Source organism: Streptomyces sp. R11 (assembly GCF_041051905.1).
Taxonomy (GTDB): domain Bacteria; phylum Actinomycetota; class Actinomycetes; order Streptomycetales; family Streptomycetaceae; genus Streptomyces.
Map to the genome: position 1 here is coordinate 228,850 of NZ_CP163432.1, position 25,518 is coordinate 254,367.

General features: G+C 69.3%; 21 protein-coding genes and 3 pseudogenes. 10 read left to right on the forward strand and 14 right to left on the reverse strand.

Annotated features, from left to right (window positions below; all coding sequences use genetic code 11):
• Window positions 1–68: 68 nt before the first annotated feature.
• The 4 genes from AB5J55_RS01180 to AB5J55_RS01195 form a co-directional block, all read right to left on the reverse strand.
• A complete protein-coding gene (locus AB5J55_RS01180; protein ID WP_369268816.1) occupies window positions 69–557 on the reverse strand; it encodes a carboxymuconolactone decarboxylase family protein in 489 nt (162 codons plus the stop codon).
• Window positions 558–559: 2 nt separating this feature from the next.
• Window positions 560–1,636: a dihydrodipicolinate reductase gene (locus AB5J55_RS01185; RefSeq protein WP_369268817.1), complete on the reverse strand. Its 1,077-nt coding sequence runs from the start codon at window positions 1,634–1,636 to the stop codon at window positions 560–562.
• 113 nt (window positions 1,637–1,749) lie between these two features.
• Complete coding sequence (locus tag AB5J55_RS01190) at window positions 1,750–2,337, reverse strand: DoxX family membrane protein (RefSeq protein WP_369268818.1); 588 nt, start codon at window positions 2,335–2,337, stop codon at window positions 1,750–1,752.
• Window positions 2,338–2,449: 112 nt separating this feature from the next.
• Window positions 2,450–2,812, reverse strand: coding sequence for a VOC family protein (locus AB5J55_RS01195; RefSeq protein ID WP_369268819.1), 363 nt, complete (start codon window positions 2,810–2,812; stop codon window positions 2,450–2,452).
• 132 nt (window positions 2,813–2,944) lie between these two features.
• Between AB5J55_RS01195 and AB5J55_RS01200 the strand changes: the two genes are divergently transcribed.
• The 3 genes from AB5J55_RS01200 (at window position 2,945) to AB5J55_RS01210 (ending at window position 7,501) form a co-directional block, all read left to right on the forward strand.
• Window positions 2,945–3,994, forward strand: a complete 1,050-nt coding sequence (locus AB5J55_RS01200) for an Lrp/AsnC family transcriptional regulator (RefSeq protein ID WP_369268820.1) — start codon at window positions 2,945–2,947, stop codon at window positions 3,992–3,994.
• Window positions 3,995–4,997: 1,003 nt separating this feature from the next.
• Window positions 4,998–5,792 (forward strand): serine/threonine protein kinase, encoded by a 795-nt coding sequence (locus tag AB5J55_RS01205; protein ID WP_369268821.1) that lies wholly within the window; start codon window positions 4,998–5,000, stop codon window positions 5,790–5,792.
• A complete protein-coding gene (locus tag AB5J55_RS01210; protein WP_369268822.1) occupies window positions 5,789–7,501 on the forward strand; it encodes a serine/threonine-protein kinase in 1,713 nt (570 codons plus the stop codon). The genes AB5J55_RS01205 and AB5J55_RS01210 overlap by 4 nt, the downstream gene beginning before the upstream one ends.
• Before the next feature lie 69 nt (window positions 7,502–7,570).
• Here the strand turns inward: AB5J55_RS01210 and AB5J55_RS01215 are convergent, their stop codons facing one another.
• On the reverse strand, window positions 7,571–8,839 hold the full coding sequence (locus tag AB5J55_RS01215) for a hypothetical protein (RefSeq protein ID WP_369268823.1): 1,269 nt from the start codon (window positions 8,837–8,839) through the stop codon (window positions 7,571–7,573).
• Entirely contained in the window at window positions 8,836–9,201 is a 366-nt protein-coding gene (locus AB5J55_RS01220) for a hypothetical protein (RefSeq protein ID WP_369268824.1), read from the reverse strand. The genes AB5J55_RS01215 and AB5J55_RS01220 overlap by 4 nt, the downstream gene beginning before the upstream one ends.
• Before the next feature lie 863 nt (window positions 9,202–10,064).
• Here AB5J55_RS01220 and AB5J55_RS01225 point away from each other — a divergent pair.
• On the forward strand, window positions 10,065–10,517 hold the full coding sequence (locus AB5J55_RS01225; protein ID WP_369268825.1) for a VOC family protein: 453 nt from the start codon (window positions 10,065–10,067) through the stop codon (window positions 10,515–10,517).
• A 38-nt stretch (window positions 10,518–10,555) separates the two neighbouring features.
• On the opposite strand, the pseudogene AB5J55_RS01230 reads toward AB5J55_RS01225, so the two are convergent.
• Window positions 10,556–11,147: pseudogene (locus AB5J55_RS01230) on the reverse strand (ABATE domain-containing protein).
• On the opposite strand from AB5J55_RS01230, the pseudogene AB5J55_RS01235 reads away from it, so the two are divergent.
• Window positions 11,126–11,257, forward strand: a pseudogene (locus AB5J55_RS01235) (epoxide hydrolase); the annotation flags it as partial. The pseudogenes AB5J55_RS01230 and AB5J55_RS01235 sit on opposite strands and share 22 nt — an antisense overlap.
• A 425-nt stretch (window positions 11,258–11,682) precedes the next feature.
• On the opposite strand, the gene AB5J55_RS01240 reads toward AB5J55_RS01235, so the two are convergent.
• The 3 genes from AB5J55_RS01240 to AB5J55_RS01250 all read right to left on the reverse strand — a co-directional run bounded on the left by AB5J55_RS01240 (window position 11,683) and on the right by AB5J55_RS01250 (window position 15,027).
• Window positions 11,683–12,024 carry a hypothetical protein gene (locus AB5J55_RS01240; RefSeq protein ID WP_369268826.1) on the reverse strand — a complete coding sequence of 114 codons (342 nt, stop codon included), beginning with the start codon at window positions 12,022–12,024 and terminating at the stop codon, window positions 11,683–11,685.
• A 635-nt stretch (window positions 12,025–12,659) separates the two neighbouring features.
• On the reverse strand, window positions 12,660–13,445 hold the full coding sequence (locus AB5J55_RS01245; protein ID WP_369268827.1) for a hypothetical protein: 786 nt from the start codon (window positions 13,443–13,445) through the stop codon (window positions 12,660–12,662).
• Window positions 13,446–13,722: 277 nt separating this feature from the next.
• Window positions 13,723–15,027: a ferric reductase-like transmembrane domain-containing protein gene (locus AB5J55_RS01250; RefSeq protein ID WP_369268828.1), complete on the reverse strand. Its 1,305-nt coding sequence runs from the start codon at window positions 15,025–15,027 to the stop codon at window positions 13,723–13,725.
• A 356-nt stretch (window positions 15,028–15,383) separates the two neighbouring features.
• On the opposite strand from AB5J55_RS01250, the gene AB5J55_RS01255 reads away from it, so the two are divergent.
• The 3 genes and pseudogenes from AB5J55_RS01255 (at window position 15,384) to AB5J55_RS01265 (ending at window position 18,187) form a co-directional block, all read left to right on the forward strand.
• On the forward strand, window positions 15,384–16,202 hold the full coding sequence (locus tag AB5J55_RS01255; protein ID WP_369268829.1) for an SAM-dependent methyltransferase: 819 nt from the start codon (window positions 15,384–15,386) through the stop codon (window positions 16,200–16,202).
• Between the two features lie 202 nt (window positions 16,203–16,404).
• Window positions 16,405–16,695 (forward strand): annotated as a pseudogene (locus tag AB5J55_RS01260) (hypothetical protein); the annotation flags it as partial.
• Window positions 16,696–17,122: 427 nt separating this feature from the next.
• Window positions 17,123–18,187, forward strand: a complete 1,065-nt coding sequence (locus AB5J55_RS01265) for a glycoside hydrolase family 5 protein (RefSeq protein WP_369268830.1) — start codon at window positions 17,123–17,125, stop codon at window positions 18,185–18,187.
• Between the two features lie 88 nt (window positions 18,188–18,275).
• Here the strand turns inward: AB5J55_RS01265 and AB5J55_RS01270 are convergent, their stop codons facing one another.
• A complete protein-coding gene (locus AB5J55_RS01270; protein ID WP_369268831.1) occupies window positions 18,276–19,505 on the reverse strand; it encodes an MFS transporter in 1,230 nt (409 codons plus the stop codon).
• A 310-nt stretch (window positions 19,506–19,815) separates the two neighbouring features.
• Here AB5J55_RS01270 and AB5J55_RS01275 point away from each other — a divergent pair, with 310 nt between their 5' ends.
• Complete coding sequence (locus tag AB5J55_RS01275) at window positions 19,816–22,011, forward strand: DUF4139 domain-containing protein (protein WP_369268832.1); 2,196 nt, start codon at window positions 19,816–19,818, stop codon at window positions 22,009–22,011.
• Between the two features lie 4 nt (window positions 22,012–22,015).
• A complete protein-coding gene (locus tag AB5J55_RS01280; RefSeq protein ID WP_369268833.1) occupies window positions 22,016–23,575 on the forward strand; it encodes a mucoidy inhibitor MuiA family protein in 1,560 nt (519 codons plus the stop codon).
• Between the two features lie 20 nt (window positions 23,576–23,595).
• Here the strand turns inward: AB5J55_RS01280 and AB5J55_RS01285 are convergent, their stop codons facing one another.
• Genes AB5J55_RS01285 through AB5J55_RS01295 form a run of 3 tightly spaced genes read right to left on the reverse strand, consistent with a single transcriptional unit; the run spans window position 23,596 to window position 25,144 of the window.
• On the reverse strand, window positions 23,596–24,261 hold the full coding sequence (locus AB5J55_RS01285) for a dihydrofolate reductase family protein (RefSeq protein ID WP_369268834.1): 666 nt from the start codon (window positions 24,259–24,261) through the stop codon (window positions 23,596–23,598).
• Window positions 24,261–24,797, reverse strand: a complete 537-nt coding sequence (locus AB5J55_RS01290; protein ID WP_369268835.1) for an SRPBCC family protein — start codon at window positions 24,795–24,797, stop codon at window positions 24,261–24,263. Before AB5J55_RS01290 ends, AB5J55_RS01285 begins: the two co-directional genes overlap by 1 nt.
• Complete coding sequence (locus AB5J55_RS01295; protein ID WP_369268836.1) at window positions 24,797–25,144, reverse strand: ArsR/SmtB family transcription factor; 348 nt, start codon at window positions 25,142–25,144, stop codon at window positions 24,797–24,799. The genes AB5J55_RS01290 and AB5J55_RS01295 overlap by 1 nt, the downstream gene beginning before the upstream one ends.
• Between the last annotated feature and the right edge of the window lie 374 nt (window positions 25,145–25,518).

Sequence of the window (25,518 nt, forward strand, 5' to 3'; positions counted from 1 at the left end):
GTCGGTGCGCCGAGCGGAACTGTGGGCCGTGACCGAGGGCCCCGGCCCACAGCCTTGAGCACACCTCGTCAGGAACCCTGTGGCGACGGCAGCACACAGACGCTGTCGAGCCCCAGCACATGATTGAGGCGGCCGAACGCCAGCCAGGAGCCGATACTCATACTCAACTCCACGATCTCCGCCTGGCTGTAGTGCGCCTTCATCCGGTCCCAGAACTCGTCGTCCAGATTGTGATGGTCAAGTGCGTAGCGCTCCGCGTACTCGGCGGCGAGCCGCGTCCGTACGTCGAAGGAGTCCGTGGTCCGCCACTGGGCGACCGCGTCCAGGAACTCGCTCTCGACTCTCTCTCCGTTGCGTTCGGTGCGCCAGTCCAGGCAGAACAGGCATCCGTTGATCTGCGCGATGCGCAGGCGGGCGGCCTCGAACTCGCGCAGCCCGAGGGTCGTGTACTGGTAGACGGCCAGGGAGAAGGCGCTGGCTGCCTGGCCGATTTGGGGCACCAGGTCGCCCCAGACGTAGGGGATGGGTTCGGCGCCGTCGGGGATGTCGATCCGCATGATCACTTCTTTCCCAGTTTGCCCACCGCGGGGCGCAGCGGGATGTCGAGTGCGTCGTAGAGACCGGGTTCGGCCTCGGTGAGCCAGTCGATGGCGTTCACGAGGCGGCCGGCCGCCGTCGCATTGCCGCCGGCGGCTTTGTTGTGTCCCTCGTCGGTGGCTTCGACTGTGACCTCTATGCGGGGACGCCCCTCGATGATCACGCGGTGTGCGCCCGCTCCGCCGTCCGGTGGTGCGGGCCAGTCCGGGGCGCAGGTGGCGTGAATGCGGGTGACGTGCTCGACGATGATGCGGGGCTCGCCCTCCACCAGGCCCTGCACCTCAAGGCGCACCGCTCCCTGAGTGCCGGCGGAGAACTCCCCCATCGTGTCGGTGTCGACGGACGTTTCCAGGGGGCGGCGCTCCAAGGTCTCTTCGATGCCGTCGAGTTCGACGCCGAGGGCGCGTGCCATCATCCGCAGTTGTCCGCCCCAGATCATCGTCGGGATGCCGTCGGCGAGCATCAGCGGCTGGTACTCCAGGGGGTGTCCCATGCCGATCAGGTGGCGGACTGCTTCCTCCTGGTCGTATGTCGAGTAGTCGAAGACCTCCTGACAGCGGATGGCGTCGATGTCGGATCCCAGTCCGCTGATCAGGAGCGGGAGTACGTCGTTGGCCCAGCCGGGGTCCACGCCGGACACGAACAGCGAGCCGCCGCCGGTCTCGACGGCCTTGAGTAGTACGTCGCGGATCTCGTCCGGTGCGTTGGTGCAGTCGTACATGCCGTACAGGGACGGTGTGACGACTACGGCGCCGGTACGGAGCGCTCGACTGATGTCTTCGATGGCGCCGTCCAGGCGCACGTCACCGGAAGCCGCGTACACGATCGCGCGGGGGCTTTCGGAGAGGATCCCATCCACATCGTCCGTGGCCGCAACGCCCAGGTGCCGGTCGAGTCCGCTGAGTTCGCCCGCGTCCTTGCCGATCTTGGCAGGATTCGACACCAGCACGGCCACCAGGCTGAGCATCGGGTGTGCCGCAACAGCTCGGATGGCTGCGCGGCCGACGTTGCCTGTGCCCCAAACCACCGTGGGAATCATGGGCGGAGGGTAACGATGCGCCCTAAAACTTCCCATAGCCGTGCAAGAGGAATCGGGCCCCAGCGGGCGGAGGAGTCCGGCGCGGATGATGGCGTGCTCGGACGCTTGGGCACTCATCTGCTACGGCGGACCCGCCGAACTGGATGACGTCCAGGGAGCCTGATCTGGCGCGGAACCGGATTGCGGATCGCCGCGGTCTTCGGCCTAGGCCCGGCAGTGGACGTGGGCGCCGCGGGTGAGGGCTCCGCAGGGGTCTCCGTTGCTGCCCGGCTGGGGCGGGCCAGCACGGTGATGGTGGCTGCCAGGAAGACGGTCTGCATGGCGGTCCTGGGGCCGAGTTCGTCGTACCAGGGCACGTCGCCGGTGGCGGCGTGCACGTTGGCCGGGAACATGACGACCAGCATCACGCTGAGCACGGCGGCCGAGAGCCGGGCCGTTCGTGACCACAGCAACCCGAGGGCACAGGCGAGTTCGGCGATGCCGGTCAGGGTGACGAGCAGGCCGGGAGCCGGCAGGGCGGGCGGCACCATGGCGACGAGTTCGTCGCGCATGCCGACGAAGTGCGCGCCTGCGGTGAGCGCGAACATGGCCGCGAGGCCGCCGCGCAGGGCGGTGGTCGGCCGACGGAGCCGCATGGCCCCGAGCGCCCCGGCGAGCAGCAGCAGGCCTGTGACGGCGACGAGTGTGACGAGCGGTTCCATGCCGGTTCTTTCTGCCGTGACGGGTGCCGTGACGGATGCTGTGTCCGATGTCGTGACGGCCTGTCTTGGAGTTCGAGGGCCGGTGGGCGGGGCGTTTGCGGCGACGGGCCGGTCAGGCGGTCTCGTCGGCCACGGCCGCGGCCGACCTGCGGACGGTGTCGGGGTCGATGTGCTGGATCTGTATGACGACTCCGTCCGGGTCGGTGACGCGGATGCTGTGGCCGAAGTTCTCCTCGACGAGCTCGTAGGGGTAGCCGTTGTGTTCGAGGCGCTGCGCGACCTGTGCCAGTGGCTCGTCCGTCGTGAAGCCCAGTTCGGTGGTACCGGGTGGCCGGCTCTGCGAGATGGCGGCGGCGTGGACGCCGACGGCGCCGGCTGCGGCGTTCAGGCGGACCCAGACGGCGGTGCCGGGCTCCTGACGGACGGCGAGCCCCAGCCCGGCGTAGAAGTCGCGGGACGCGTCGACGTCGGCCACGTATCTGATGGGAAGGACGGTCAGCATGGTCTGCCTTTCTGCGGTGGGTTGCCGCCAGCGTCATGCCGGGTGCTCCGCTGCGCGCGGTAGGGTCGCCGAGTTGGACGTGATCGGACGTATGGAGGGGGTCTGGTGGCGCAATCGGTCACGCTCGACCTGCTGGACCGTCGTCTGATCCATGCTCTCCAGATCGACGGGCGTGCCTCGTTCAGCCGGATCGCCGCCGTGCTCAAAGTGCCGGAGCGCACTGTCGCGCGTCGCTACCGGCGGCTGCGGTCGGCCCTGGTGGTCCGGGTGGTCGGGCTTGTCGACAGCCGGCAGATCGGCATGCTCGACTGGTTCGTCCGCATCGACTGCACGCCGGAGGCCACCGAAGCGCTGACCGCCGCGCTCGCGCAGCGCGACGACACCTCGTGGATCGCCCCGCTCGCCGGCGGGACACGGCTGACGTGCATGGTCCGCACGCCGGGCGCGGGGGCGGAGGGCGGTCGGCCGCTTTTCGACCACTTGCTGCGGACCCCGGGGGTTCGAGATGTCGAGGCGGGCTGCGTGCTGCGGCCGGTCGCCGGGGTCGGCGGCTGGGCAGGCCGTACGAGTGCGCTGGAGGCGTCCGAGCAGGCAGCTCTCCTCGACTCCGCGCCCGAGTCACCGCAGGGCCCGGACGCGGTTGCCGAGGTGTCCGGCTGGGGTGAGGCGGAGGCGCGGCTGGCCGGTGAACTGGCCCTGGACGGCCGGGCGGACGTCGCACAGCTGGCCGCTGCCACTGGGTGGTCGGCCTCGACCGTGCGGCGCCGTGTCGCCGGGTTGCGGGCCGCCGGGGTGCTCCATTTCGAGGTGGATGTGAGTCCGTCGTACTTCGGCTTCCCGATGGAGGCACTCTTGTGGCTGGAGGTGGCGCCCGCCGCGCTGGGTGAGGTGACGCAGGCGCTGTCACAGCACGCTGCGGTCGCCTTCGCTGCCGTCGTGACAGGCCGGGCGTCGGTGTTCGCCATGGTGCAGTGCCGTGACACCGGCGCTCTGTACGACTACCTGGCCGTCGAGTTGGGCGCGCTGGCGGGCATCGGGCGGGTGGAGAGCGCTCTTGTTCAGCGGCGCGCCAAGCGTGCGGGGCCGCTCCTGCTGCCGACGATCGCGCAACGCGCTCCACGATTCGGATCACGGGCGACGGCGCACGGACGGTGAGGCCGCAGTCGCGGGCCAGTTGGTCGCGGGGGCGGACAGCCGGCCGGATCGGATGACGTCGCAGTCAGATTCTCCCCGTGGTGCGGACGCAGATTCTCCCCGTCCGTGGCGGAGCGTGTGAGGGCGTCGGCTGCCGGGCCGTTCACGATCGGATGCCCCTGTCTTCTGATGGGCAGTGCGTCTTCGAAGCGGGAGTCGGCTACGGCGGTTGGGGGTGGCGAGCCAACCATGACCGTGGGTGAACTGCGCGAGTTGAGGGCCGGGGTCGAGCGAGAGACGGCCATGGGGCGACACATCCTCCCGTCGATGCGTGGGAACGCCTTCGGCATAGTCCTCGGCCTCGGCCTTGTTGGCGTTCTCCTTGTGCCGGCTCTCGAAAGGCAGGGACTCCTTCGAACTGCGGGCAGGCGTACGTGCCGTAGCCGCGCACGCCGGACGGGAAGTCCGCCACGGGGCCCACGCCGGCCAGTGACCGTCGCGGGCGACACTCCCCCGGCCGGGGGTACGGGGTGCTTCTCCGGCAGCAGATGGTTCGTTCGAACTGGTCGACTCAGGTGGAAGATTGAAATCATGCCGGCCCTGACCGGGGCTCGCGCTGCGCGGCGGTCTCTCACGAGTGCTGAGTCAGCGCGCCGGCCGTGGACGGGCATCCTGTGGTTCTTGCTGATGGGCTCGTTGGCTCTCAGGCTGCCGCCCGCGAGCGTGCCGCGCTGCGCAACGTCCTGCTGCTCTGGGGCTCTGACGGGGTGCGGGCGGCCTGAGTATCCCAGGCTCTTGCGTTGCTGCAGGTCAGCTGGGGAGGGATGGTTCCACGGCAGGGTGGCGGGTGTGGGAGGTTGCGGCGGCTGCTGTGACCGGTGATGCTCTGGGTGTCGCGCCGACCGGGGCTGAACTGACCATCCGCCGCCGGGAGTTGCGATTTGGCGTGCAAATATCGCGTTGGGCCGGCGGTAACCGGTACCGCCTGTGCAGTCCTGGCGATCATTTCGGGGGGAGAGTCGGCATGGAAACGATCATTGTCCAGCCGTCCGGTCCGGTGCAGCCTGGTGCTGCCGGGGCGGGCGGGCCCGGGCTGCTGTACATGGGGCCGGGTGATGCAGCCGATTTCGGGCGGGGGCTGCCCGGTGGCGGGGACGTGTCCATCGTCCTGCCCGATCCGGGTATCTCCCGGCGGGCGGGGCGGCTGGAGGCGGCCGAGGACTACTGGCGGTTGTCGAACTTCAGCTCTGACTGCGCGTATGTGGTGGAGAACCTGGAGGGTGCCGGCGAGTACATCACCGTTGCGCCGAGAAGGCTCGGGGCGCCGGTGCCTTTCGAGTTCTCCCGGGTTGTGCTGCCGGCGCTGAACGGGACCGCGGAGTTCAAGGTGTTCGCCCCGCAGCACGCCTTCTTGGACGAGCGATCCGTGCCGGGTGCAGGTGAGCAGACCGTACTTCCCTACGCGCTCGATGTGACGGCCAAGTATTTCCTGGTGCTGGTGGCGTTGTGCGAGCCGCGGCTGCGTGAGGGGTCGGACGGTGCGCTGCCGGGGGCCGGGGACATTGCGGAACGGCTGCGTCCGCTGGAGAGCTGCCGTGGTCTGACCCGTTCCGCGGTGAACTACCACATCGACTATCTGGCCTTTGCGAAGCTGCGCCTGGACGTGGGCGAGGAGCCCGGGGCGGACGGCAACGGCCGTACCGGCGCCAAACGTGCCCGGCTGGCCTCGCTCGCTCTGCGTTTCGGTCTGGTGCGCGAGGAGCATCTCGCGCTGCTGCCGTCGCGCAGGCGCGCTGGGGCGCAGGGGGCTGAAGCGTGACCCCGTCAGGCGCCGGGGGCGGCGCGCTGGGGGCATCAGGAGATGGCGGCAGTGCGCTGCCGTCAGGGGACGGGGAGGACGTGCTGGGGGCATCAGGAGGGGACGGCAACGGTGCGCTGGGGCCGTCAAGGGACGGGGAGGACGCGCTGGCGGCGTCGGAGGACGGGGAGGGCCTGCTGGGGGCGCCGGCGCCGCGTCTGCCGGCGGGGTTCCGTATCGAGGGCTGGGAGCTGGATGCGGTCATCGGCTCCGGTGGCTGGGGCACCGTGTACGAGGCCCGGTCGGTCGCCGATGGTACGACGGTGGCGGTGAAAGTGCTGCCGACCGGCGCTCTGGCACCAGGCCAGCGTGCCGCGCTCGGTGAACTGGTGGCGCGTGAGGTGCGGTTCAGTACGGAGGCGGACCATCCGCATCTCGTACGGACCCGCGCCGTGTGCACCCTCGACGTGCCGGAGCTGCCCGCACTGGACGGTGCGATCGCGCTCGTGATGGACCGTGCCGAGGCCAGCCTGCGCCAGGTCCTGGACGCCGCCGAGACCGGCCGCCCTGTCCCCGACGCGATACGCATGCTGCGGGGTGTTGCTGCCGGGCTTGCCCACATGCATGACGCCGGGTGGGTGCACGGCGACCTCAAACCCGCCAACGTGCTGCTGGGCGCGGGTGGCGAGGTCTGGCTCGCCGACTTCGGCCTCGCCACCGAACTCGACGGCACCCACGCCCACATGCCACCGCTCGGCACACTCGACCATCTGCCACCCGAGTGGTGGTCCCAGCGCACCGGCGCCGACGGGTCGGTGGTCCGGCCGACCGCCGACATCTGGGCCTTCGGTGTACTGGCCCACCAGGTACTCACCGGGGGCCTTCACCCGTTCTCCGGCGCCACCGCCCGCGCCCGCTCGCTCGCCGCGCAGGCCTACGCCCGCGGCAGCGCGCCACTGCGTCTGGATGCCGGACTCGAGGAGGACTGGCGCCGACTCATCGGAGACTGCCTGGCACCGGACCACGCAGCCCGCCTCCCGCACACCGCCGCCGGCCTCGCCGCCCGCATCGACGCCCTTCCCAGCGGGCGTGACCGTCGGCGCCGGCTCCTGCCGGCCGCCGGCGTGGCGCTCGCCGGCGTCGCAGCAGCCACGGCCGTCGCCGTCGCCGGGTTCGCACTGTTCGGCAGCGACAGTGACGAGGATGGTGACCGCGGCGGCGGGCGTGGCACGCCGCCCGTCGTCACCGGTACGCCCGTCGTGGCAGCCGGGGAGATCCCGCAGGACTCCGACGTACCCGAAGCGCTGCGGCCGGTCATCGTCGGTGCCGCCCGGCGCTGCACCGACGCCGAGGTCACCCCCGCGCTGCTCGCCGCACTCCTCAAAGCGGAAAGCGGCTTCGACACCAACGCGGCCCGCCCGGCCACCGACGAGCACGGCATCGCCATGTGGACGCCATCGGTGTTCCGGGCCTGGGCCGTGGATGGCGACGGCGACGGCGACAAGGACCACCTGTCACCGCCGGACGCCATCCACACCATGAGCCTGTACGTGTGCTGGCTCGACCAGCGCTTCAAACAGGCCCGACTGCCCACCGAGGACCTACCCGCGCTGATCGCCGCCGGCTACCGCACTAGCGACCGCACCGTCATCGAGGAACGCGGCGTTCCCGAACGCGTACGGCCGCACGTGGAGAAAGTGCTCCGTTTCCTCGCCGACTACGAGCGGTGAGGAAACGGCCTAATTCCCGCCAGTCCAAGCATCGCGCGGCCTGCCCAATAGCCTCTGAGGCCCGCCAGGTCAGCAGTCCTTGACGTCCGGCAGCCGGTTGTCGGGCGAGCTGATGAAGATGTTGGAGACCCAGCCGCCGTACTGAGGCAGATAGGCCCACCAGTCATTGGTGTACGGCGGCACCTGCACCTCCTCCCCTCGCGCCTGGCAGCCCACCAACACCTCGGCCCCGGCGGGCAGTTGCGTGATCGGCGCGTTGCGTGTGGACGGGTCGCGGCGGACGTTCACATGGCTGCTCCACGTGCCGTACCACCACCCGGCAGGCCGCGCCGCACCCGGAACGTCCAGCGAGCGGGTCAGCCGGCCGATGTCCGTGAACGCCTTCCCGTACGACGTCCCGACCGGATGCAGCGTGAACACCGCCACGACGAACCGGTCACCCGCGCCCACCGTCCCCGTACTGTGCAACGCAGGCCGGGTCAGGTCCACACCCGCGGCAACCGGAGCCAGAGCCTGGAGCTGCTCCTGGGCGGCGTGGTCCTGGGAGGCCTGGGCCTGGGCAGTTGACGCGGTCGCCGCATCAGCCGTACGCGGCGCGGCCGCCGTGCCCGGCGGGCCGCACGTGCCCTCCTCGTACGACGACCCCGCCCAGCCCTGTTTGACGGCCCACGGCTTCTCGAACGCCCCGGCAATGCCGAAGTGCTGGTCGAAATCGTCCGAGGCGCAGCGGGTGGACTGGCGCAGGTTGCCCATGACGAAGTCGCGTACCGCAGCCGGTGCCGAGTCCAGGAGGTAGCGGTAGACGGTCACCGTGTCACGGGCCGAGAGCGAGGCATAGCCCCAGTAGCCGTCGTATCCGGCGGGCGGCCCCACCGTGTCCTTCAGGGCGAGACGGCCGGCCATACGGGTGATGATCGCCGGGCCGCCGTTTTGCGACCAGTAGTGATTGGCCGCGTCGTCCCAGCTGCTGCGGAGCATCGGCTCCAGCCGGGCCCGGTCGGCGGCGGGCACCGTGTAGTCGGGGCCGCGGTTCCACAGGAAGTCCAGTGCAAGCAGCAGTTTGACGACGGAAGCGGACCGGAAACGCAGACTCGTGTTGAGCTGCTCGGTGAAGGTACCGGTCTGCCGGTCGAACACGGCAGCCCCGGCGGTGACACCGTCGGGTACCTGGACGGACGCGGGACCGGCCTGCGCAGCCCGCCCGGCAGGGGCGACGACTGCGGCATCAGCGTCTGCCCGGGCGCGGGCGTTGGTGGGGGCGTTGGCGGTGGCGGACCCCACGGCCGCACCGCTGATCAGCAGCAGCGCGGCGGTGGTGGCGAGAAGACGGCGCTTCACTGGTAGTGCTCCTTGAGCAGGATCGAGTTGATCGGGGCGAGGTCGACGTAGAAGCCCTCCTGGGGACCGATCGTGAAATGACAGTCCGTGGTGAGGGACTTGCACGTCTCGGCCAGCGCGCCGTCGTACTGGTTGTTGAGGACCCAGTGGTTGCCGTACTGGTTGTAGATGGGATGGAAGCCATAGGAGTAGAAGATGTGGCTGGGGCTGACGGCGGGGTCCTGGTCCTGCGGATAGATACAGACGGCGCCGTACGGGCAGCCCGCCCACGAGCCGCCGTCGGCCTGCGCCTGGCCACTGCCGGCCAGGACAGCGACGGTGGTCAGGGCAAGCGCGGCGGCGCCATGAAGAAGTCTGCGCAAGGGTCACGCCTTTCACGGTCAACAGTGAGTGGCCAGAGGTGAGTGGTTCGTGATGAGTGGTGAGTCGGTGTCGGTACACGGCAGGAGCAGGGGCGGGGAGGGCGGGGGTTACTACCGGCCGGAACAGTGGGCCCGCCCGTCCGAGCCCACCGAGCCCCACCCCAGACTGGTAGTGGGGTTCGCTTGAAAGGCATGCTCAGGCCGACCGACGGACCGGACAGCGAACGGCCCGTACTCCAGTCAGGCAGACGCCGCCCCCTCGTGACTCCAGCGTCCGCACGCCAGCCCATCCCACCCACTGCCGCCCGGCCGGGGCCGCCACTGATCTTCCCGAAGACGATCTCCTGGGCCCCGAGATCGAACGGCGCGGCTTGCCGGTGTCACCCGCAGCGCTGCTGGGACAGTCAACAAACCACGCGCCCCGCCCTCACGGGCCACGGCGAAGGCCCCGTGCCGGCTACGTGGGCCGGACGAGGACCACACCGGCAGCGACCACGCCCAAAGCGGCAGCCGTGACGAGCGCGGAACGGGACAAGCGCCTACGCATCAATGCCATCCCTACCTGTCTGCGGAGGCTGCCCCGTGCTGCAGCCAGGGGCCGAAACGACACTCGAACCCTAGAAGACAGAGCGGCACCAGCGGCCCTGACAGATGACAGGGTGACAACCCAACACCACACCGATCCACGACGGCTGCGGGTCGGTACGGCGGCCGACCGGGATCGACGGCTCGACAGGATGACGCCGGGGCGGGGATGAACGCGGACCGCACGGATGGCCCCCACCTCCGGCCGTGTTCATCCGCACTCACGGAGACCCATCCACCACTATGGGGAAAATGTCCGATCCAACAGGAGGTCTTGCATGCACCGCGACGGCTTTCCCGCCCCGGATTCCGGGCTTCTCCTCACCCACTTTCTGACGGTGACCGACGTAGCCCGATCCCGCGCCTTCTACACCGACGTCCTCGGCGGTGAGGTAGTGCTCGAGGAAAACCCCTGCACCATCAAACTCGCCAACGGATGGATCATCATGAACCCCGGCGGCGGCCCCACTCCGGACAAACCAGACGTCACGCTGCGCCCGCCCACCGACCTCGCCACGGTCAGCAGCTTCCTCAACCTCCGCGTCGCCGACATCGAAACGTGCCACCGAGAATGGAGTGCCAAAGGCGCCGAATTCCTCACACCACCCATCGACCGCAAAGCAGAACTGCGCTGCTACCTACGCGACCCGGACGGCTACCTCATCGAAGTCGGCCAGGCCACCGGCATGCTTCACGGCACATACGCCGACACGCCTACCCACACCAACTGAACCCCTCGTACGGCCACTTGGATGGACCCAGGAACCGATCAATCCGCTGATCTGGGATTCTTGCGCTGGTTGGCATTGAAGCGCGCCTTCTTCTGACGGTTTCCACACGTGTTCATGTCACACCATTTGCGAGTGCGACTTTGACTGGTGTCGAAGAATGCGGCTCGGCAGGTTGGCGATGCGCACAAGGCCAATTTCCCGTCTCGTTCGCCTGCGATGATGCTGATCGCGTCGGCGGCGATCACGCTGAGAGCATCTTCCACGCAGGAAGCCGAGCTGAGCCGCCATCGCCGCTGGCCCTCGGGCGTCAGGATTGCCGAGGCCCGGCCCTGAGCGCTGCAGTCATTGATGACTTGGACAGCAGATGCAGGGAGAGCGTCCTGGAGCGCGGCCGCTGTCGCGGCGGCGTGAATCGACTCCCTCAGTTCCCGAGCGAGGTCGAGCTGGGCAGTGGTGCAGGAGTCCACGGCGAGGCCGCTCACTGCCAGCCAGTCGACGAGTCGGTGCGGCGTGGGACCGCTCCACAGCGTCGCCATGACGCTCCGACAGAGTCCCCGTGAAGCTGGTCGCCAGCACCTTACCGAGGCGGAAGTCAGGGAACCCAGCACGAGTGTCCGCGCCCCTGGGCACAGGAGCGGTACCGACAGATCGTCCGATGGAGGTCGCGCGAAAACGGGGGGCATTTCCCGTCGCTGGAGGTTCCCGAGTATTTCGTCAAAGATCTGCAAGAGGGCCTCGCGCAGCGCTGGCCGCTAATCGGTGAACGCGGCTCGGCGACCCGGCACTCGATCACCCCCGATCCGGCTGGAGGCGTTGCCCGACGGCTTCGAGACCGAGCTCATCGAGACGGCAGAACGTGATCAGGCAGGGCTCAGCGAAGATGGCGTGGGGCATGTCGAGGTCTTTCGGAACTGGTCAGCCGCCGCTCCCGGGTACGGGTACGGGTACGGACATGGTTCCGTAGCCGTGCAGGAGGGAGAACGATGACCAGCTCGCGCGGCGTCGCCAAGCCGCACTTTGGCCGAGGCTGGTTTTCGGGCCACTTGTTGGCGTCCCGCACCACTCCATCAAGGCTGTTGCGCTCGAGGCGAAGCCCGAGGACGAACGACCTTGACGCGGCCCGGGGTTCGGCCCAGCATCACCGACATCGGAGGATGAAGCCGCTTCAGGAGATCTGCCGGCCCAGACTCGCCGACCGCCTGTTACGGCCCTTGGTGTCCCACCACTCTTCCAGCAGGGCGTGAACGATGTGAACCATCTGCTGCAGCCGGTCGGGGTGGGGGGCGGGCGAGGTGAGCACGTCCACAAAGGACTTGTCGTCCCATGGAAGGGTGACCACCCAGCTTTCGTCCGGGTGGTCCGGTCGTTGCACAGTGACTCCGAACGTCAACGTCAGCGTGCGATCCGGATGGTGCTCGACGGTCAGTTGGGTGATGTGGAACTCGACTCCGTCAGCGGTGGTGTACGAGCGCCCCAGAGCCTGCTCCGCCGGCGTCCTATCCCCCATGCATCCCTCCGGCCCCTTCCCCCTGCTCCCACCTAGGCGCTAGCAGCGGCCTGCGGCGGCGGCCCTTTGGTCCACCTTGTAGGCGGTCAGAAGGGCGTTGATCCCGCCGGGCGTACCGATGGTGGTCCGGAACTTCTCGACCGTGGGCACTGGAATGGTGTAAGTGAAGTATCCCCCACGGCCATTGTCGGCTCCGGACGATATGGCGGTACTGATCTTCCTGTCCATCGTGTTGTTCCATCCGTCGGCGCTGCTTGATGTGCTTCCAGCCCCACGTCCTGGTGCCGCAACGCAGCGTGAACTTCTTGGGCACGGTTCCCGCAGGCGCTCAGCCCGCCGACTCCCTACCGCACGTCCACCTCGAGGAGTGCATCAGGCAGTCCGGGATCGTGATTGCGCTCGGCTTCAGATCGGCGCCAGCGAGCTCGCCGCGGCCGCCGTCCGGACTGGAAGCGGAAGCCCAGCCCACCGCCCTGACTCGCGAAGGCGGGGCCGCTAACAGGCAGGACAGGCCACAGGGTTGCAGTGTTCTGCGCTCCGGAATCCTCAACTGGGGCGACCTGGCAGAAGGCAGAAGCCCCCGGTCACGTCGGAAGGCGACGTGACCGGGGCGCAGAACCTCTTCTGAGTGGCAGCTACTTCAGGGTTACGGCGTCTCCGGCCGACACAACCCGCGCGGTGGTCGTCGTGCCGGGGAAGTACCAGCGCCAGCTTCCGGCCGAAGTCGCGGTGACCTTGGTACTCAGCTGGCCGGTATCGCCCGTCTTCACGGTCTTGACCGTGCTGTAGTGGGCGCTGCCGGCCTTCTTGAACTGAAGCTTCACCTCCTGCTTGGCGTAGCCGTGGTACTTGAGGTCCTCCCAGTTGGCCCGGGACAGCTTGCCGGTGACGGTGAGCTTGGCACCCTTGGCCACGGGCTCGGGCCCGGCGTTCGTCGTGAGCTTGGAAGCGCGCTTCATCTTGAACTCGGCGATGTGGTCGGAGATCCAGTAGTCCCCGTCCTTGGCTTTGACGGTGGCGTTGACCTGCCAGACGCCCGCTGTGCGGTTTACGTCCTCGGGCATACTGCCCGGGAGCCAGGCCGGGGCGATCGTCATCGTGGCTGTGCACACGGACGTGGTGGAACTCTTCTTCTCGCAGCGGGTGTCCACCCAGTCGCTGAAGCCCCGGCCGTTGGTCTTGTTGAACACACTGACGTGCGACAGGCCCTTGACTCCGGAGTTGTCCCGGATCGTGATGGCTATCGGATAGGTGACTCGCGCCGATGTGCCAATGATGACGTTGTTACCGCCGTTGACGACCGTCTTGGTGACCCGGATGTCCCCCCTGCCCTCCGCATGGGCCACCGTCGCGGACAGCAGCGTCAGGGCCGCCGCCCCACTCGCCAGGATCCAGGCCGTTCTGGCCGTTCTACCTCGCATGATTCCTCCCCTGTGATGCGGGAAGCGAGGTTACACAGCCAGCCGGGCCAGGTTCGCACAGAGGTTCGCCCCCGGGTCACGGCACATGCCGGCCGCGGCAGGCGCCGCGCGGCCAGGGTCCGCAGGACCAGCGAGCCTCGCTCTCGTGGAGGTGCAGCACCGGTCAAGAAGGCGGAGCAGCGCTGCACCTGCTGGAGTGCGGCGGCTGCCAGGAAGGGCCCGCGCCCGCCCTCACGTATTGCCCGGGGCGGAACTCGACAGTGGGCCGACCACCGAGTCAGGCCAGGCCGAACCTCTCCGCATGCACCTGTCGCGCGGGGACCCGCAGCTCTCGAAGGCCGGAGAGCACGGCCGCGGTCATGGCCGGCGGGCCGCAGACGTACACGTCGCGTGCGGTGATGTCGGGCACCAGCCGGTGCAAGCTGCTCGGGTCGAACGGCGGGACGCCGCCCTCGCCCGTCCTGCCGGTGAGCAGCTGCAACCTTCCGCCCCGTAGCGCGACCAGGTGACGCACCTCGTCGAGCAGCACGGCATCGGCCTCGCTACGAACCCGGTACAGCACGACGACGTCGCCGGTCGTCTGCTCCTCCAGCATGGCCCGCACGGGCGTGATTCCCACGCCTCCGGCGATCAGCAGCACGCCGGGCCGGGTCCGGTGCAACGACGTGAACGCCCCGTACGGACCCTCGACGAAGGCACGACTGCCGACCGGGACGTCCCGCAGGCCCGCGCTGGCGCTGCCCGCCGCCTTCGCCGTGAGGCGCAGTCCCTGGCCGCCGGGCGCCGCCGACAGGGAGAAGGGGTTGGCCAGCCACCAATGGTTGTGCCCGGGGAACCGCCAGATGCAGAACTGGCCGGCCCGGGCGGGGAGTTTGTCGAGGTGCCGACCGGTGACGTACACCGAGACCACGTTGTCCGACTCCGGCACCACGGCAGCGACGCGGAACCGGTGGTAGGCGTTGCGCCACAACGGCATGGCCACACGCCCGGTCAGCAGCGCGCCGAAGGCGAACAGCCACAGGATCCACCAGTAGGCCGTGGCGAACGCGGAGGACGTGAACGTCGTCGTCTCCTGCAACTGGTGGACGAACGCCAGGCCCAGGGCCACGTAGAGCAACAGGTGCAGGCCGTGCCAGACCTCGTACCGCAGTCGGCGCCGCAGGCCCCGCGTGGAGATCAGGGCTATCACGACGATGATCGCCGCTGCGAGCATGCCCAGCAGGGAGGCCGGCACCCCGCTCAGTGCGACGAACGTCTTCGCCATGGAGGCGTCGTCGAGAGTCGCGTAGCCGAGCACCACCAAAGTGGCGTGGGTGAGGACGGTCCACAGCAAGGAGAAGCCGACCCAGCGATGCCACACCGTGAGCCGGTCCATTCCGATGCGGCGGTCCAGCCACGGCAGCCGGGCCACCAGCAGCAGCTGGAACAGCATCAGCAGGGCTGCGTGCAGGCCGAAGAACTTGGCGACCGTGAGTACCCCGTTCTTGCCCTCACCGGCGCTGACGAACAGCACCTCGACGATCACCGCATTGACGATGACGAACGTCCACATCGCCCAGCGTGCCGCGTCAATCGGAAGCATGGTGCCTGTACGCACCGTGTTACTCGCCGCCGTCATGGTTGCCTCTCATCCCCCCATGGCCGCAGTACTCACGACCTGTGTGCACAAACCCCATGAAGACCGAGGAATTCGACCGAATGCGCACCTCGATCGGGTAAGGATACGGCGCGTGGGCCCGATCCGTTCATGCCGGAGCCCTTCCAATCTGACCGCCATTTGGGCGTTCGTCGGCTGTGGCTCTCCCTGCTCAGGGCAGACTCCGCTCGTCCCGAGTGGAGCGCCGGGTCCCGGGCGCCTCTGCTCTTCCCAACTCCGGCCACTAGGTTGCTCCTTGACCCTGAACGACCCCTGAATCGAGCTGATCTGGAGGGAATGGCGTGACCGGGATTCCCGCCGCCTCGGCCGAGGCGCACAAGCGAATCAGGACCGACCAGCCGCACACGGCCCGGATCTGGAACTACTGGCTCGGCGGCAAGGACAACTACCCGGTCGACCAGGCTGCAGGCGACCAGATCCGCAGCTTGCACCCGGGCATCGGCGACTACGCCCTCGCCGACCGGCAGTTCCTCGGGCGGGCCGTGCAGTACCTCGCCGGCGAGCGCGGGATACGGCAGTTCCTCGACATCGGCACCGGCCTGCCGACGGCCGACAACACCCACGAGGTCGCTCAGCGTGTCGCTCCGGAGTCCCGCATCGTCTACGTCGACAACGACCCCATCGTGCTGGCCCACGCCGAAGCCCTGCTGACCAGCGCGCCAGAGGGCCGCACCGACTATCTCGACGAGGACCTGCGCAACGTCGACACCATCCTGGAACAGGCAGGGCGAACCCTGGACTTCAGTGAGCCCGTGACGCTGATGCTGCTCGGCGTCGTCATCTTCATCGAGGACGACGACGAGGCGTCCGGCATCGTGCGTCGTCTGATGGACCGGCTGCCCGCGGGCAGCCACCTCGTCCTCTCTCATACGATCACGCGGCCGGACATGCCGGACGTCGACGCCGCGGTCGCGTTCTGGAACGAGCACGGCACGCCGAAACTGACCCAGCGCACGCCGGCCGACATCGCCGGGTTCTTCAACGGGCTGGAGCTCCTGGAGCCGGGTGTGGTGTCCTGCAACCGCTGGCGACCGGATGAAGGCGAGACCGATCTGCCCGCCGAGGTAGCCATGTTCGGTGGCGTGGGACTCAAGACCTGAGCGCGTTCGGCGTATTCGGCCGGGAGGGGCAGCGCGGGGGCGGCTGCCGAACCGGCACGTGACCAAGTGGTCAGGCAGGCACGTGCAATGAGGGGCCCGGAATCCCGAACCAGTGCGATCGCTGGGCCCGGCATTGATTGCAGTCCCTTGAAAAGTTCCGCATCTGCGTGGACACCTCAAGGTCCGGCTCCTACCGTCGCCGACCATATGGGAGAGCAGCGAGCGAGCCCCGTCCGTCGTGCCGAAGCTCTCCACCGCCAACGGTCTGATCTACCTGTACACCAAGGACCCGACCCCCATCGGCGTCGCCGCCTGGTATCTGACGGCCGTCGACTTCCGCACGGGCGCCACGCGGTGGAAGCAACTCGTCGGGACCGGCCTTCTCTACGACAACAACTGGGCACCGGTCACCATCGGCCCTGCCGGCACCGCGTACACGGGCGTCTTCAACGGACTGACCTCCGTACGCGACGGGTGCCAGGGCCGGCAATGAACGTGCTGGTCGCAGCCGGTTGTTGATGGCCGCGACCAGCGTACGGCGGTGAACGCCGTCCCGGTGACAGTTCGGCGTCCCCGCAGGCCTGTCGGCGCAGGTCGGCGTACCGCACGGTCCTCCGAAAGCCAGGTGCGTGACCACTCAGCACGCCGGGTCCGACGGGGACCAGACCGCAACAACGCCCCTTGGCTCAGTGAGCAGTTCCGGCGAGCAGCGCAGGCGCGCCCGCAACCGGGCCGCCCCCCAGGCTCGTTCCTCGGCAGACGCCCCGGCTCCGAGCATGGCCCCAATCACATATGCGAACCACATCTCTGTGAATGCCGAAGCAATTGTGGATGACGGCAGGGCTCTTGTAGCCCCAAGTGGGCTCTGGTTTTCTGGTTAGGAAAGTTTCCTATCAATCCCCCACCTGAACGAGGTTCATATGAGGGCATCACCTCTGTCGCTTCGGCGGGGTGCGGTAGCCGCCGCGCTCGGCAGCATGCTCCTGCTCCTCCTCAGCGTCATCCCGACCGGGTCCGCCCGAGCGGCCGGCACGGATCAGCGTGCCGCGGCCGCCACGCCGGTGTCCGTCAACGGCCAGCTCAGGGTCTGTGGCACCAAGCTGTGCAACAGCCGCGGGAACCCCATCCAGTTGCGAGGCATGAGCACCCACGGCACCCAGTGGTACCCGCACTGCCTGACCAGCGGTTCGCTCGACGCCCTGGCCGGCGACTGGAAGGCCGACGTCCTGCGCGTCTCGACCTACGTACAGGAGGGCGGCTACGAGACGAACCCGCAGCACTTCACCAATCTCGCGAACTCCCTCATCCAGCAGGCGACCGACCGCGGCATGTACGTGATCGTCGACTGGCACATGCTCACCCCGGGCGACCCCCACGCCAACCTCAGCAAGGCCCGGCAGTTCTTCACCGACATCGCCAACCGCAACAAGGACAAGAACAACGTCCTCTACGAGATCGCGAACGAGCCCAGCGGCGTGAGCTGGTCGCGGATCAAGAGTTACGCGGAGCAGATCATCCCGACCATTCGCAACATCGACTCCGACGCTCCCGTGCTGGTCGGAACCCGCGCGTGGTCCTCGTTCGGTGTCTCCGAGGGTGCCAACGAGTCGGAGGTGGTGAACAACCCGGTCAGGGCGTCGAACATCATGTACACCTTCCACTTCTACGCGTACTCGCACCGCGACGAGTACCTGGCGACCCTCTCCCGCGCCGCCGACAAGCTCCCGGTGTTCGTCACCGAGTTCGGCACCCAGAACTACGCCGGCGAGGGCAGCAACGACTTCGCCATGTCGCAGCGCTACCTCGACCTCATGGCCAGCAAGAAGATCAGCTGGACGAACTGGAACTTCTCCGACGACAACCGCTCCGGGGCCGTCTTCAAGACCGGGACGTGCGACAGGTCCGGCCCCTGGACCGGCACCTCGCCGCTGAAGCCCGCCGGAGTCTGGATTCGCGAGCGCATCATGTCCCCGGACAACTGGTAATGGGCGAACGTGAATCAGCGTGATCGAACCGGTGGCCTGTGTGTCTCACACAGGCCACCTCACATTGCGAAGCGACGTGGCCGACCGGTCATCCCTTGGCCGGTGTGGTGGGTGCCGCATCCGCCGGGGTTTCCGCAGCGGATGACGTGACCACTTCGGAGGTCGCGGAGCGTCCGCCGCGCCGGTCCATGAGGCCGCCCGTGAAGGCCAGGCCGAGGCCTGCCACGGCCAGGGCGGCGCCGACGAGGTTCGGTGACGCCCAGCCCCAGCCCGCGGAGATGGCCAGTCCGCCGAGCCAGGCGCCGCCCGCGTTGGCCAGGTTGAACGCGGAGTGGTTGGAGGCCGCGGCCATCGTCGGGGCGTTCTTGGCCTTCGCCATGAGCAGCATCTGCACGGGGGTGGTGATGAGGGCACCCATCGCGCCGATGAAGGTGATCGTGACCAGGGCCGGAACGGTGCTGTGGACCGTGAAGTAGAACGTCACCAGGCCGGCCGCGAGCAGGGCGAGCCCCGCGTAGAGAGTCGGGCGCAGGGCGCGGTCGGTGAGGGGGCCGGCCATCAGCGTGCCGACCGTCATGCCCACGCCGTACAGCGCGAGGACCAGGGTGGTCGAGGTGTCGGAGATGCCCGTCAGGTGCGTCAGCATCGGCACGAGGTAGCTGTAGACGGCGAAGAACCCGCCGAACCCGACCACTGCCGTGGCCAGGCCGATCGCAACCTGCCGGTTCTTCATGGCCCGCACCTCGTGGCGGATTCCGGCCTGCTGACCGCGGGGCTGGTGCGGGACGAACGCGGCCAGTGCTGCGAGCGCGACGAGCCCGATGACTGCGACGGCGACGTAGGCGGACCGCCAGCCCAACTGCTGGCCGAGCGCGGTGCCGGCCGGGACGCCGACGATGTTCGCGACCGTCAGGCCGAGGAACATCATCGACACGGCGCGTGCGGCCCTTTCGGGGGCGACCAGCCGGGATGCGACGACGGCCCCGACTCCGAACAGCGCCCCGTGCGGCAGTCCGGCCAGGAAACGCGCGGCGAACAGAAGGCCGAAGTTCGGGGCGAGCGCGGAGGCGATGTTGCCGACCACGAACAGCCCCGACAACAGCAGCAGCAGCTTCTTGTGCGGTATGCGTGCACCGATGCCGGTCAGAACGGGGGCACCGACGACGACACCGAGCGCGTACGCCGACACGAGGTTGCCGGCCTGGGGCACCGACACCCCGATCCCGTCGGCGATCTGGGGCAGCAGCCCCATCGTGGCGAACTCGGTCGTGCCGATGCCGAAGGCGACAACGGCAAGGGCCAGCAGAGCCAGAGGCATGGTGCGGGAGAACCTTTCGAAGACAGCGGTCCGAGGACGAGGGAGCAGAGAAGGCCGAGGTCGGGGGACTCCCACCTCGGCCGGCCGCGTCGAGCACCGTTGCCCAGCGCGCCCCCACACAGGGCGAGCCCATGAACAGTGCAGCAGCGGCCGGAGACCGCGCATTCCAAGATCGGACCTCGTCTTGACGTGACCTGTGTCATGCCGCCTCGATGACGCCCACTGTCAGCGGAAGTCGACGGGTCCGGGCTGGTCCGGCCTGCGCCTGGGCGTAGGCTTCGGTCGGCACGGACACAACGGGGGCGGGCGTATGGAGTCTGGGGAAGCGCAGCGATGGGCGTCGTCACTCGACGCGGTCGTGGTGTACGCACAGGGTGCGCTGTGCACCCGGGTGGCGCGGGGCACCGTGCCGGCGGACGGCAGGGTGCGGGTGACGGGACTGCCCAGGTCCATGGACCCGGGCTCGCTGCGCGCCAAAGTCGTCGGTGATCATGGCGTACGCGTCACCGAGGTGCGTGCGGAGGTGGATGCCGAACTCCCCGGCACCGACTCGGCTGTCAGCCTGCGGCACGAGATGGAGAGGCTGCGCGACGCTTGTGCCGCGGCACAGGGCCGCCGTGACCGGCAGTCGGGCCTGATCTCCGAGGTGACGGCGCTGCGCCCGGTGCCGCCGACCCGCAAGCGCGAGGACCCGCCCCGCCGTACGCCCGCCGACGCGTGGCTGCGACTCGCCGAGTTCGTCGACGAGCGGCTGCGGGGCCTGCACCTCCGGCTCGTCGAGTTGGAGGAGGAACTGCGCCGCGTCGAGCACGAACTCTCCATAGCCACGGACCGCTGGGTCCGCGCCTCCACCGACGTGCAGTCCGAGCGCGTCGCGACCACGGTCGTCGCGGTACTGACGCTCGTCGGAACCGGAACCGGAACCGGAACCGGAACCGGAACTGTGGAAGTGGAGCTCGAGTACGGCGTGCCGGGGGCTGTCTGGGTCCCTGCCTACCGTCTTACGCACCGTCAGGGCGACGACAGCGGCACCCTGGTGCTGCGTGCCTCGATCGCCCAGCGCACCGGAGAGGACTGGGCCGGGGTCCGCATCGGTCTGGCCACCGCGGATCTGCGACGCCGCACCGACCTGCCCTCTCTGCGTTCGATCCGGATCGGACGGCGGCAGCCCGCCCCCGCGCCCTCCGGCTGGCGGGAGCCTCCCGTGGGGCTCGCCGATCTCTTCTCCGGCTACGACGCGGCAGGTCCCCGCCCTGTCTCAACCGCAGTGCCTGTGCCCGTGGCCGCGGCAGGTCCCGTCCCCATGCCGCCGGTACAGCAGGGGTACGGCACGCCCGCCGCGCCCGCACCCGCGCCCTTCGCCCCTGCGCCGGCATCGCCGGGGTACAGCATGCCGCCCGCCATGTCCGGCCCCGTCCCTCCGCCGCCGCCGGCACCGCAGGGATCCGGCTTGCCGCCCGTCGCACCCGCTGAGCCCACAGGCTTCGCCGGTGCTGTGCCGGCAGCGTTCGGCACCGCCGTGGCGGCCCCGGCGGCGCCGAGGACGCCGTCGGGACGACCGAGCGGTGGGGCTGGGCCCGCCGCCAGGCGCGGCGCCGCTCCCGCCGCCATGGCCCCGGAGGCCGCGGTCCGGGCAGGCCCGCCGCCGTCACCGCCGGTGGCGGTCGGGCCGCCGCAGCCCAGCGGCGCGGAGCTCGACTACGCCGCGCTCGTGCTGTCCGGTGCCGAGGAGAACGCCGGGCGCCGGGGCAGGCTCTTCCCTCACACGCCCTACGACGCGGTGGCGGACGAGTACCGCCGCCGCGCCGATGCGGTGGCCGCGCTGCCGTTGCCCGGACACGCCGTGCGCCCCCGCGAGTCGGCGGGCTCCTTCGACCACCGCTACGACGCCGTCGCCCGCGCCGACATCCCCTCCGACGGCACCTGGCACACCGTCACCGTCACCGACATCCCGGTCGGCCTGCGCACCGAGTACCTGTGCGTGCCGTCCGTGGAGCAGACGGTCTACGCCACGCTCGTGCTCTCCAACGCCACCGACCAGGCCCTGCTCGCCGGGCCGGTGGAAGTCACCAGCGACGACGACTTCCTGACGACCGCCGCTCTGCCCACGCTCGCTCCCGGCGGCGTCCGCCGCATGGGGCTGGGACCGGCCGAGGGCATCCGGGTCACCCGCCGCACGAACCTGCGCGAGTCGACATCGGGTCTGCGCAACAACACGACCGTGCTCGCCCACCAGGTCCACGTGGAACTGGCCAACCGGCTGGCCCATGCCGTCGCCGTCGAGGTCCACGAACAGGTTCCGGTCACGACCGAACCGGACGTCCGGATCGAGGAACGGGCCGACTGGACAGGGCCCGAGCAGGACAGCGGCCCCGACCGGCACGCACCGGGAACCCGCGTCTGGCGAGTGGACCTGCCCGCCGGCGGCAGCGCCACCCTCGACGGCGGCTACGACATTCGCCTCCCGGCCACCAAGGCCCTGGTCGGCGGCAACCGCAGGAGCTGACACCATGCCCACGGACACCCGGCCGATCCCCCTGCCCGTCACAGCTGTCACCTGCCTGGAGGACCGCGCCCATGTCGAGCGGACCGCCGAGCTCGACCTGAACGCAGGCATCCAGCGCCTGCGCCTCGGACCGATCAGCGCACTCGCGGTCGACCGCACTCTCCACGCGGAACTGACGGGCGACCACAGGGCGACCGTCCTCGACGTGCGTATCGTCCGCACCTGGACACCGCGGGCGCCGCTGCCCTCCGCCGACGACTCCGCCCTGCGCATGCGGATACGCGCCCTCGAAGAGGAACAACTCGCCCTCGGCCACGCACGCGACCGGCTGCGCGCCCGCCTCGACCTCCTCGGCCGGCTCGCCGCCGATCTCCTGCGGGACATCGCCGAAGGGACCGGCTACGGGGAGACGGACGAGACCCGTTGGACCCGCGAACTGGACCGGATCGACGCCGAGCGCGACTCGTACGCCGAGCAACTCCGCACCGCCGAAGCACGGTTGACGATCCTCTCGACAGAGTTGACGGAGGCCCAGCAGGCCATCGACCTCTCCGAGGAACAGCCCGCCGAACTGGTCGGCCATGTGGAGCTGACCGTGCAGGCCGCAGTCGCCGAATCGGTCCGGCTGCGCCTGACCCACCTCACCTCCTGCGCTCTGTGGCGCCCCGCCTACCGGGCCGTACTCGACGGGGAATCGCTGACGCTGGAAACCGACGCGATGGTCTGGCAGCGCACCGGCGAGGACTGGTCGGACATACGCCTCACCTTGTCCACGGCCCGCTCGGCACTGACCACCGACCCGCCGCGGCTGACCGAGGACCGTCTGACCCTCACGGATCGCTCCGCCGCTGAGCGCCGGACCGTTGACGTGGAATTGCGCGAAGAGGAGACCGCGGACCTCGGGCCGGCCCCGGTACTCGGCCTTCCTGGAGTGGACGACGGCGGCCGGACGCGTGTGCTGCACTCCCCCGCACCCGTCACCGTCCCCGCGGACGGCCGCGGCCACCGGGTGTCGCTCACCGCCGTCACCGCCACCGCAAGCAGCGAGTACTGCTCCTCGCCCGAACTGTCGCCGCTGGTCACCCAAGTCGTGCGGTTCGACAACACCTCCGGCCACACGCTGCTGGCCGGGCCCGTGGACCTCGTCCGCGGCAGCGGATTCACCGGCCGCGGCACGCTGAGCTTCACCGCACCGGGTGCCCCTGTCGAGCTCGCCTTCGGCAGCCACGACGACTACCGCGTGATCCGGCAGGCCGAAGAGTCCCGGGACACCGCGACGTTGACCCAGCGAACCGTGATCACCCGCACGGTCCGACTGCATCTGTCCCGCTTCTCCGCGCCCGGAGACCGGATCGAGCAGGTCGTCACGCTTCGGGAGCGGATCCCGGTCTCCGAGGTCTCGGCGGTGGAGGTACGCCTGCGCAAGGAAGCCTGCGCGCCGGAACCCGATGCGGTCGACGCCGACGGCATCGCACGCTGGGACCTGCGCCTGGCCCCCGGCGGGCACCGCACGGTCACCCTGGTCTACGAGATCTCGGCGAGCGGCAAGGTCGCGGGACTGTGAGTTGCCGTGCGGTGCGCCGGCTACCGCTTCCCGACGGTGTAGGTCAGGTGGGTCACCCGGGATGATGCGTCCGTGCGGGTCTGCTCGAGGGCGAGGCGGTCCGGGTCCACGCGGTCGAACAGGCGGATGCCGGTACCGAACAGCACGGGCGCGAGGGTGATCGAGAACTCGTCGATCAGGCCGCCGTCCAGGTACTCCTGGATCGTCTCGGCGCCGCCGGCGATGCGGACGTCGCGGTCACCGGCGGCCTCGCGGGCCTGATCGAGGGCGCTGGTGATGCCGTCGTTGACGAAGTGAAAGGTGGTGCCGCCCGGCCGCTCCCACGGATCACGCTTGGTATGGGTGACGACGAACACCGGGGTGTGGAACGGCGCCTCCTGAGGCCATGCGAGCTCGCCGGCGTCGAACATGCGCTTGCCCATGACGCTCACGCCGGTGCGCTCGTACGTCGCCCGTGCGATGTCGTTGTCGAGTCCTTCCTCGCCGCCCTCACCGAGCTTGAGGTTCTCCCTGAACCACCGCTGCGGGAACGCCCACGCCTGCAGTTCCGACCACTTCGCCATCCAGCGCTGGACCCTCGGGTCGTTCTGCCCTTCGGGCGAGAACACGTCCTCGACGGGCACGGCCTCCGGCGCCATGAAGCCGTCGAGTGACATCGTCACGCTGAAGAACACCTTCCCGGCCATCAGCCCTCCGCTCCCTTCGGTGTGGTCTCGTTCCGGGCGGTCTCGTTCGAGGTGAGTCGGGCGACGTAGTCCGCCAGGTTGCGCAGCGTCTGCTCGCCGCCCTCGATCGCGTGGTACTTCTCCACCGCCTCGTCGCGCAGTTCCTTGCTGGGGAACACCGTGCGCAGCACGATCCGGGTCTCCTCGCCGGCCGGCTCGAAGGTCAGGACCGACTCGAAGGCGTGGGGGTCGTCGCGGAACTCGCCGTGCACCAGCGCGATCCGCTCCGGCGGGACGATCTCGGTCCAGGTGATCCACTCCTGGTAGTCGGTCCCGTCCGGCCCGTGCATCACGAAGTCCCAGACCCCGCCCGCGCGGAACTCGAAGGACCGCGTCGTGGTCGTGAACCCGTCCGGTCCCCACCACCGCGACAGGTGGCGGACCTGCGTGAACGCCTCGAACACCAGCTCCTGTGGGGCGCCGATGTCCCTGGAGACCACGATCTCGCGGTCCGCGGTCGTGTGATCATGCTCGCCGCCGCTACTGGTCATCGTCATCAGGTGATTCCTCCCGCCTTGCCCTGTTTCAGGTCTCGCACGTACTCGTCCAGCCGGTCGAAGGTCTCGTGCCAGAACTGTTCGAAGCCGCCCACCCACTCGTGGACCGGCCGCAGCCCGCGGGCGTCCAGGGCGTACAGCCGCTGCTTGCCCGCCCCGCGGACCCGCACCAGCCCGACCTCGCGGAGCACTCGCAGATGCTTGGACGCCTGCGGCTGGGTCATCCCCAGGTCCCGCGCCAGCTCGGTCACGGGCCGCTCGCCGCTCCGCAGCAGCAGCAGGATCTCCCGCCGCTGCGGTTCGGCGATCGCGTTGAACGCGTCCGAGGTCGTCGCCGCTCGTGCCATGCAGCAATCATATGCCGATATCGGCATGCGTCAACGCGAGGGCCGCGTGACCAACGAACGCCTCGGGCTGTGCCGTACGTGGACGACTACAGAAAGGTCCGTCGCCCATGCAGTCGCCGCCGCAGGCTCGACGCCGTTCTCCGAACTGCATGCAGAACTGGGGGCGCTCATCGCGATACGGGTCGACATCAAGACTCGCCGACCCGGCGGCGCGCTTCCGTCGTGGGTAGCGGTGTGTGCCGTGTCACGAATCCCAGTCCGCGCCTAAGTTGTCTGCATCACAGCGCAAATGTCCATTTAGCGCCAGGCTCGGGACGGACGCAGACGCCCGAAGTGGGGCCCCACTGCATGCTCTTGGGCGCGAAGTTCCTACG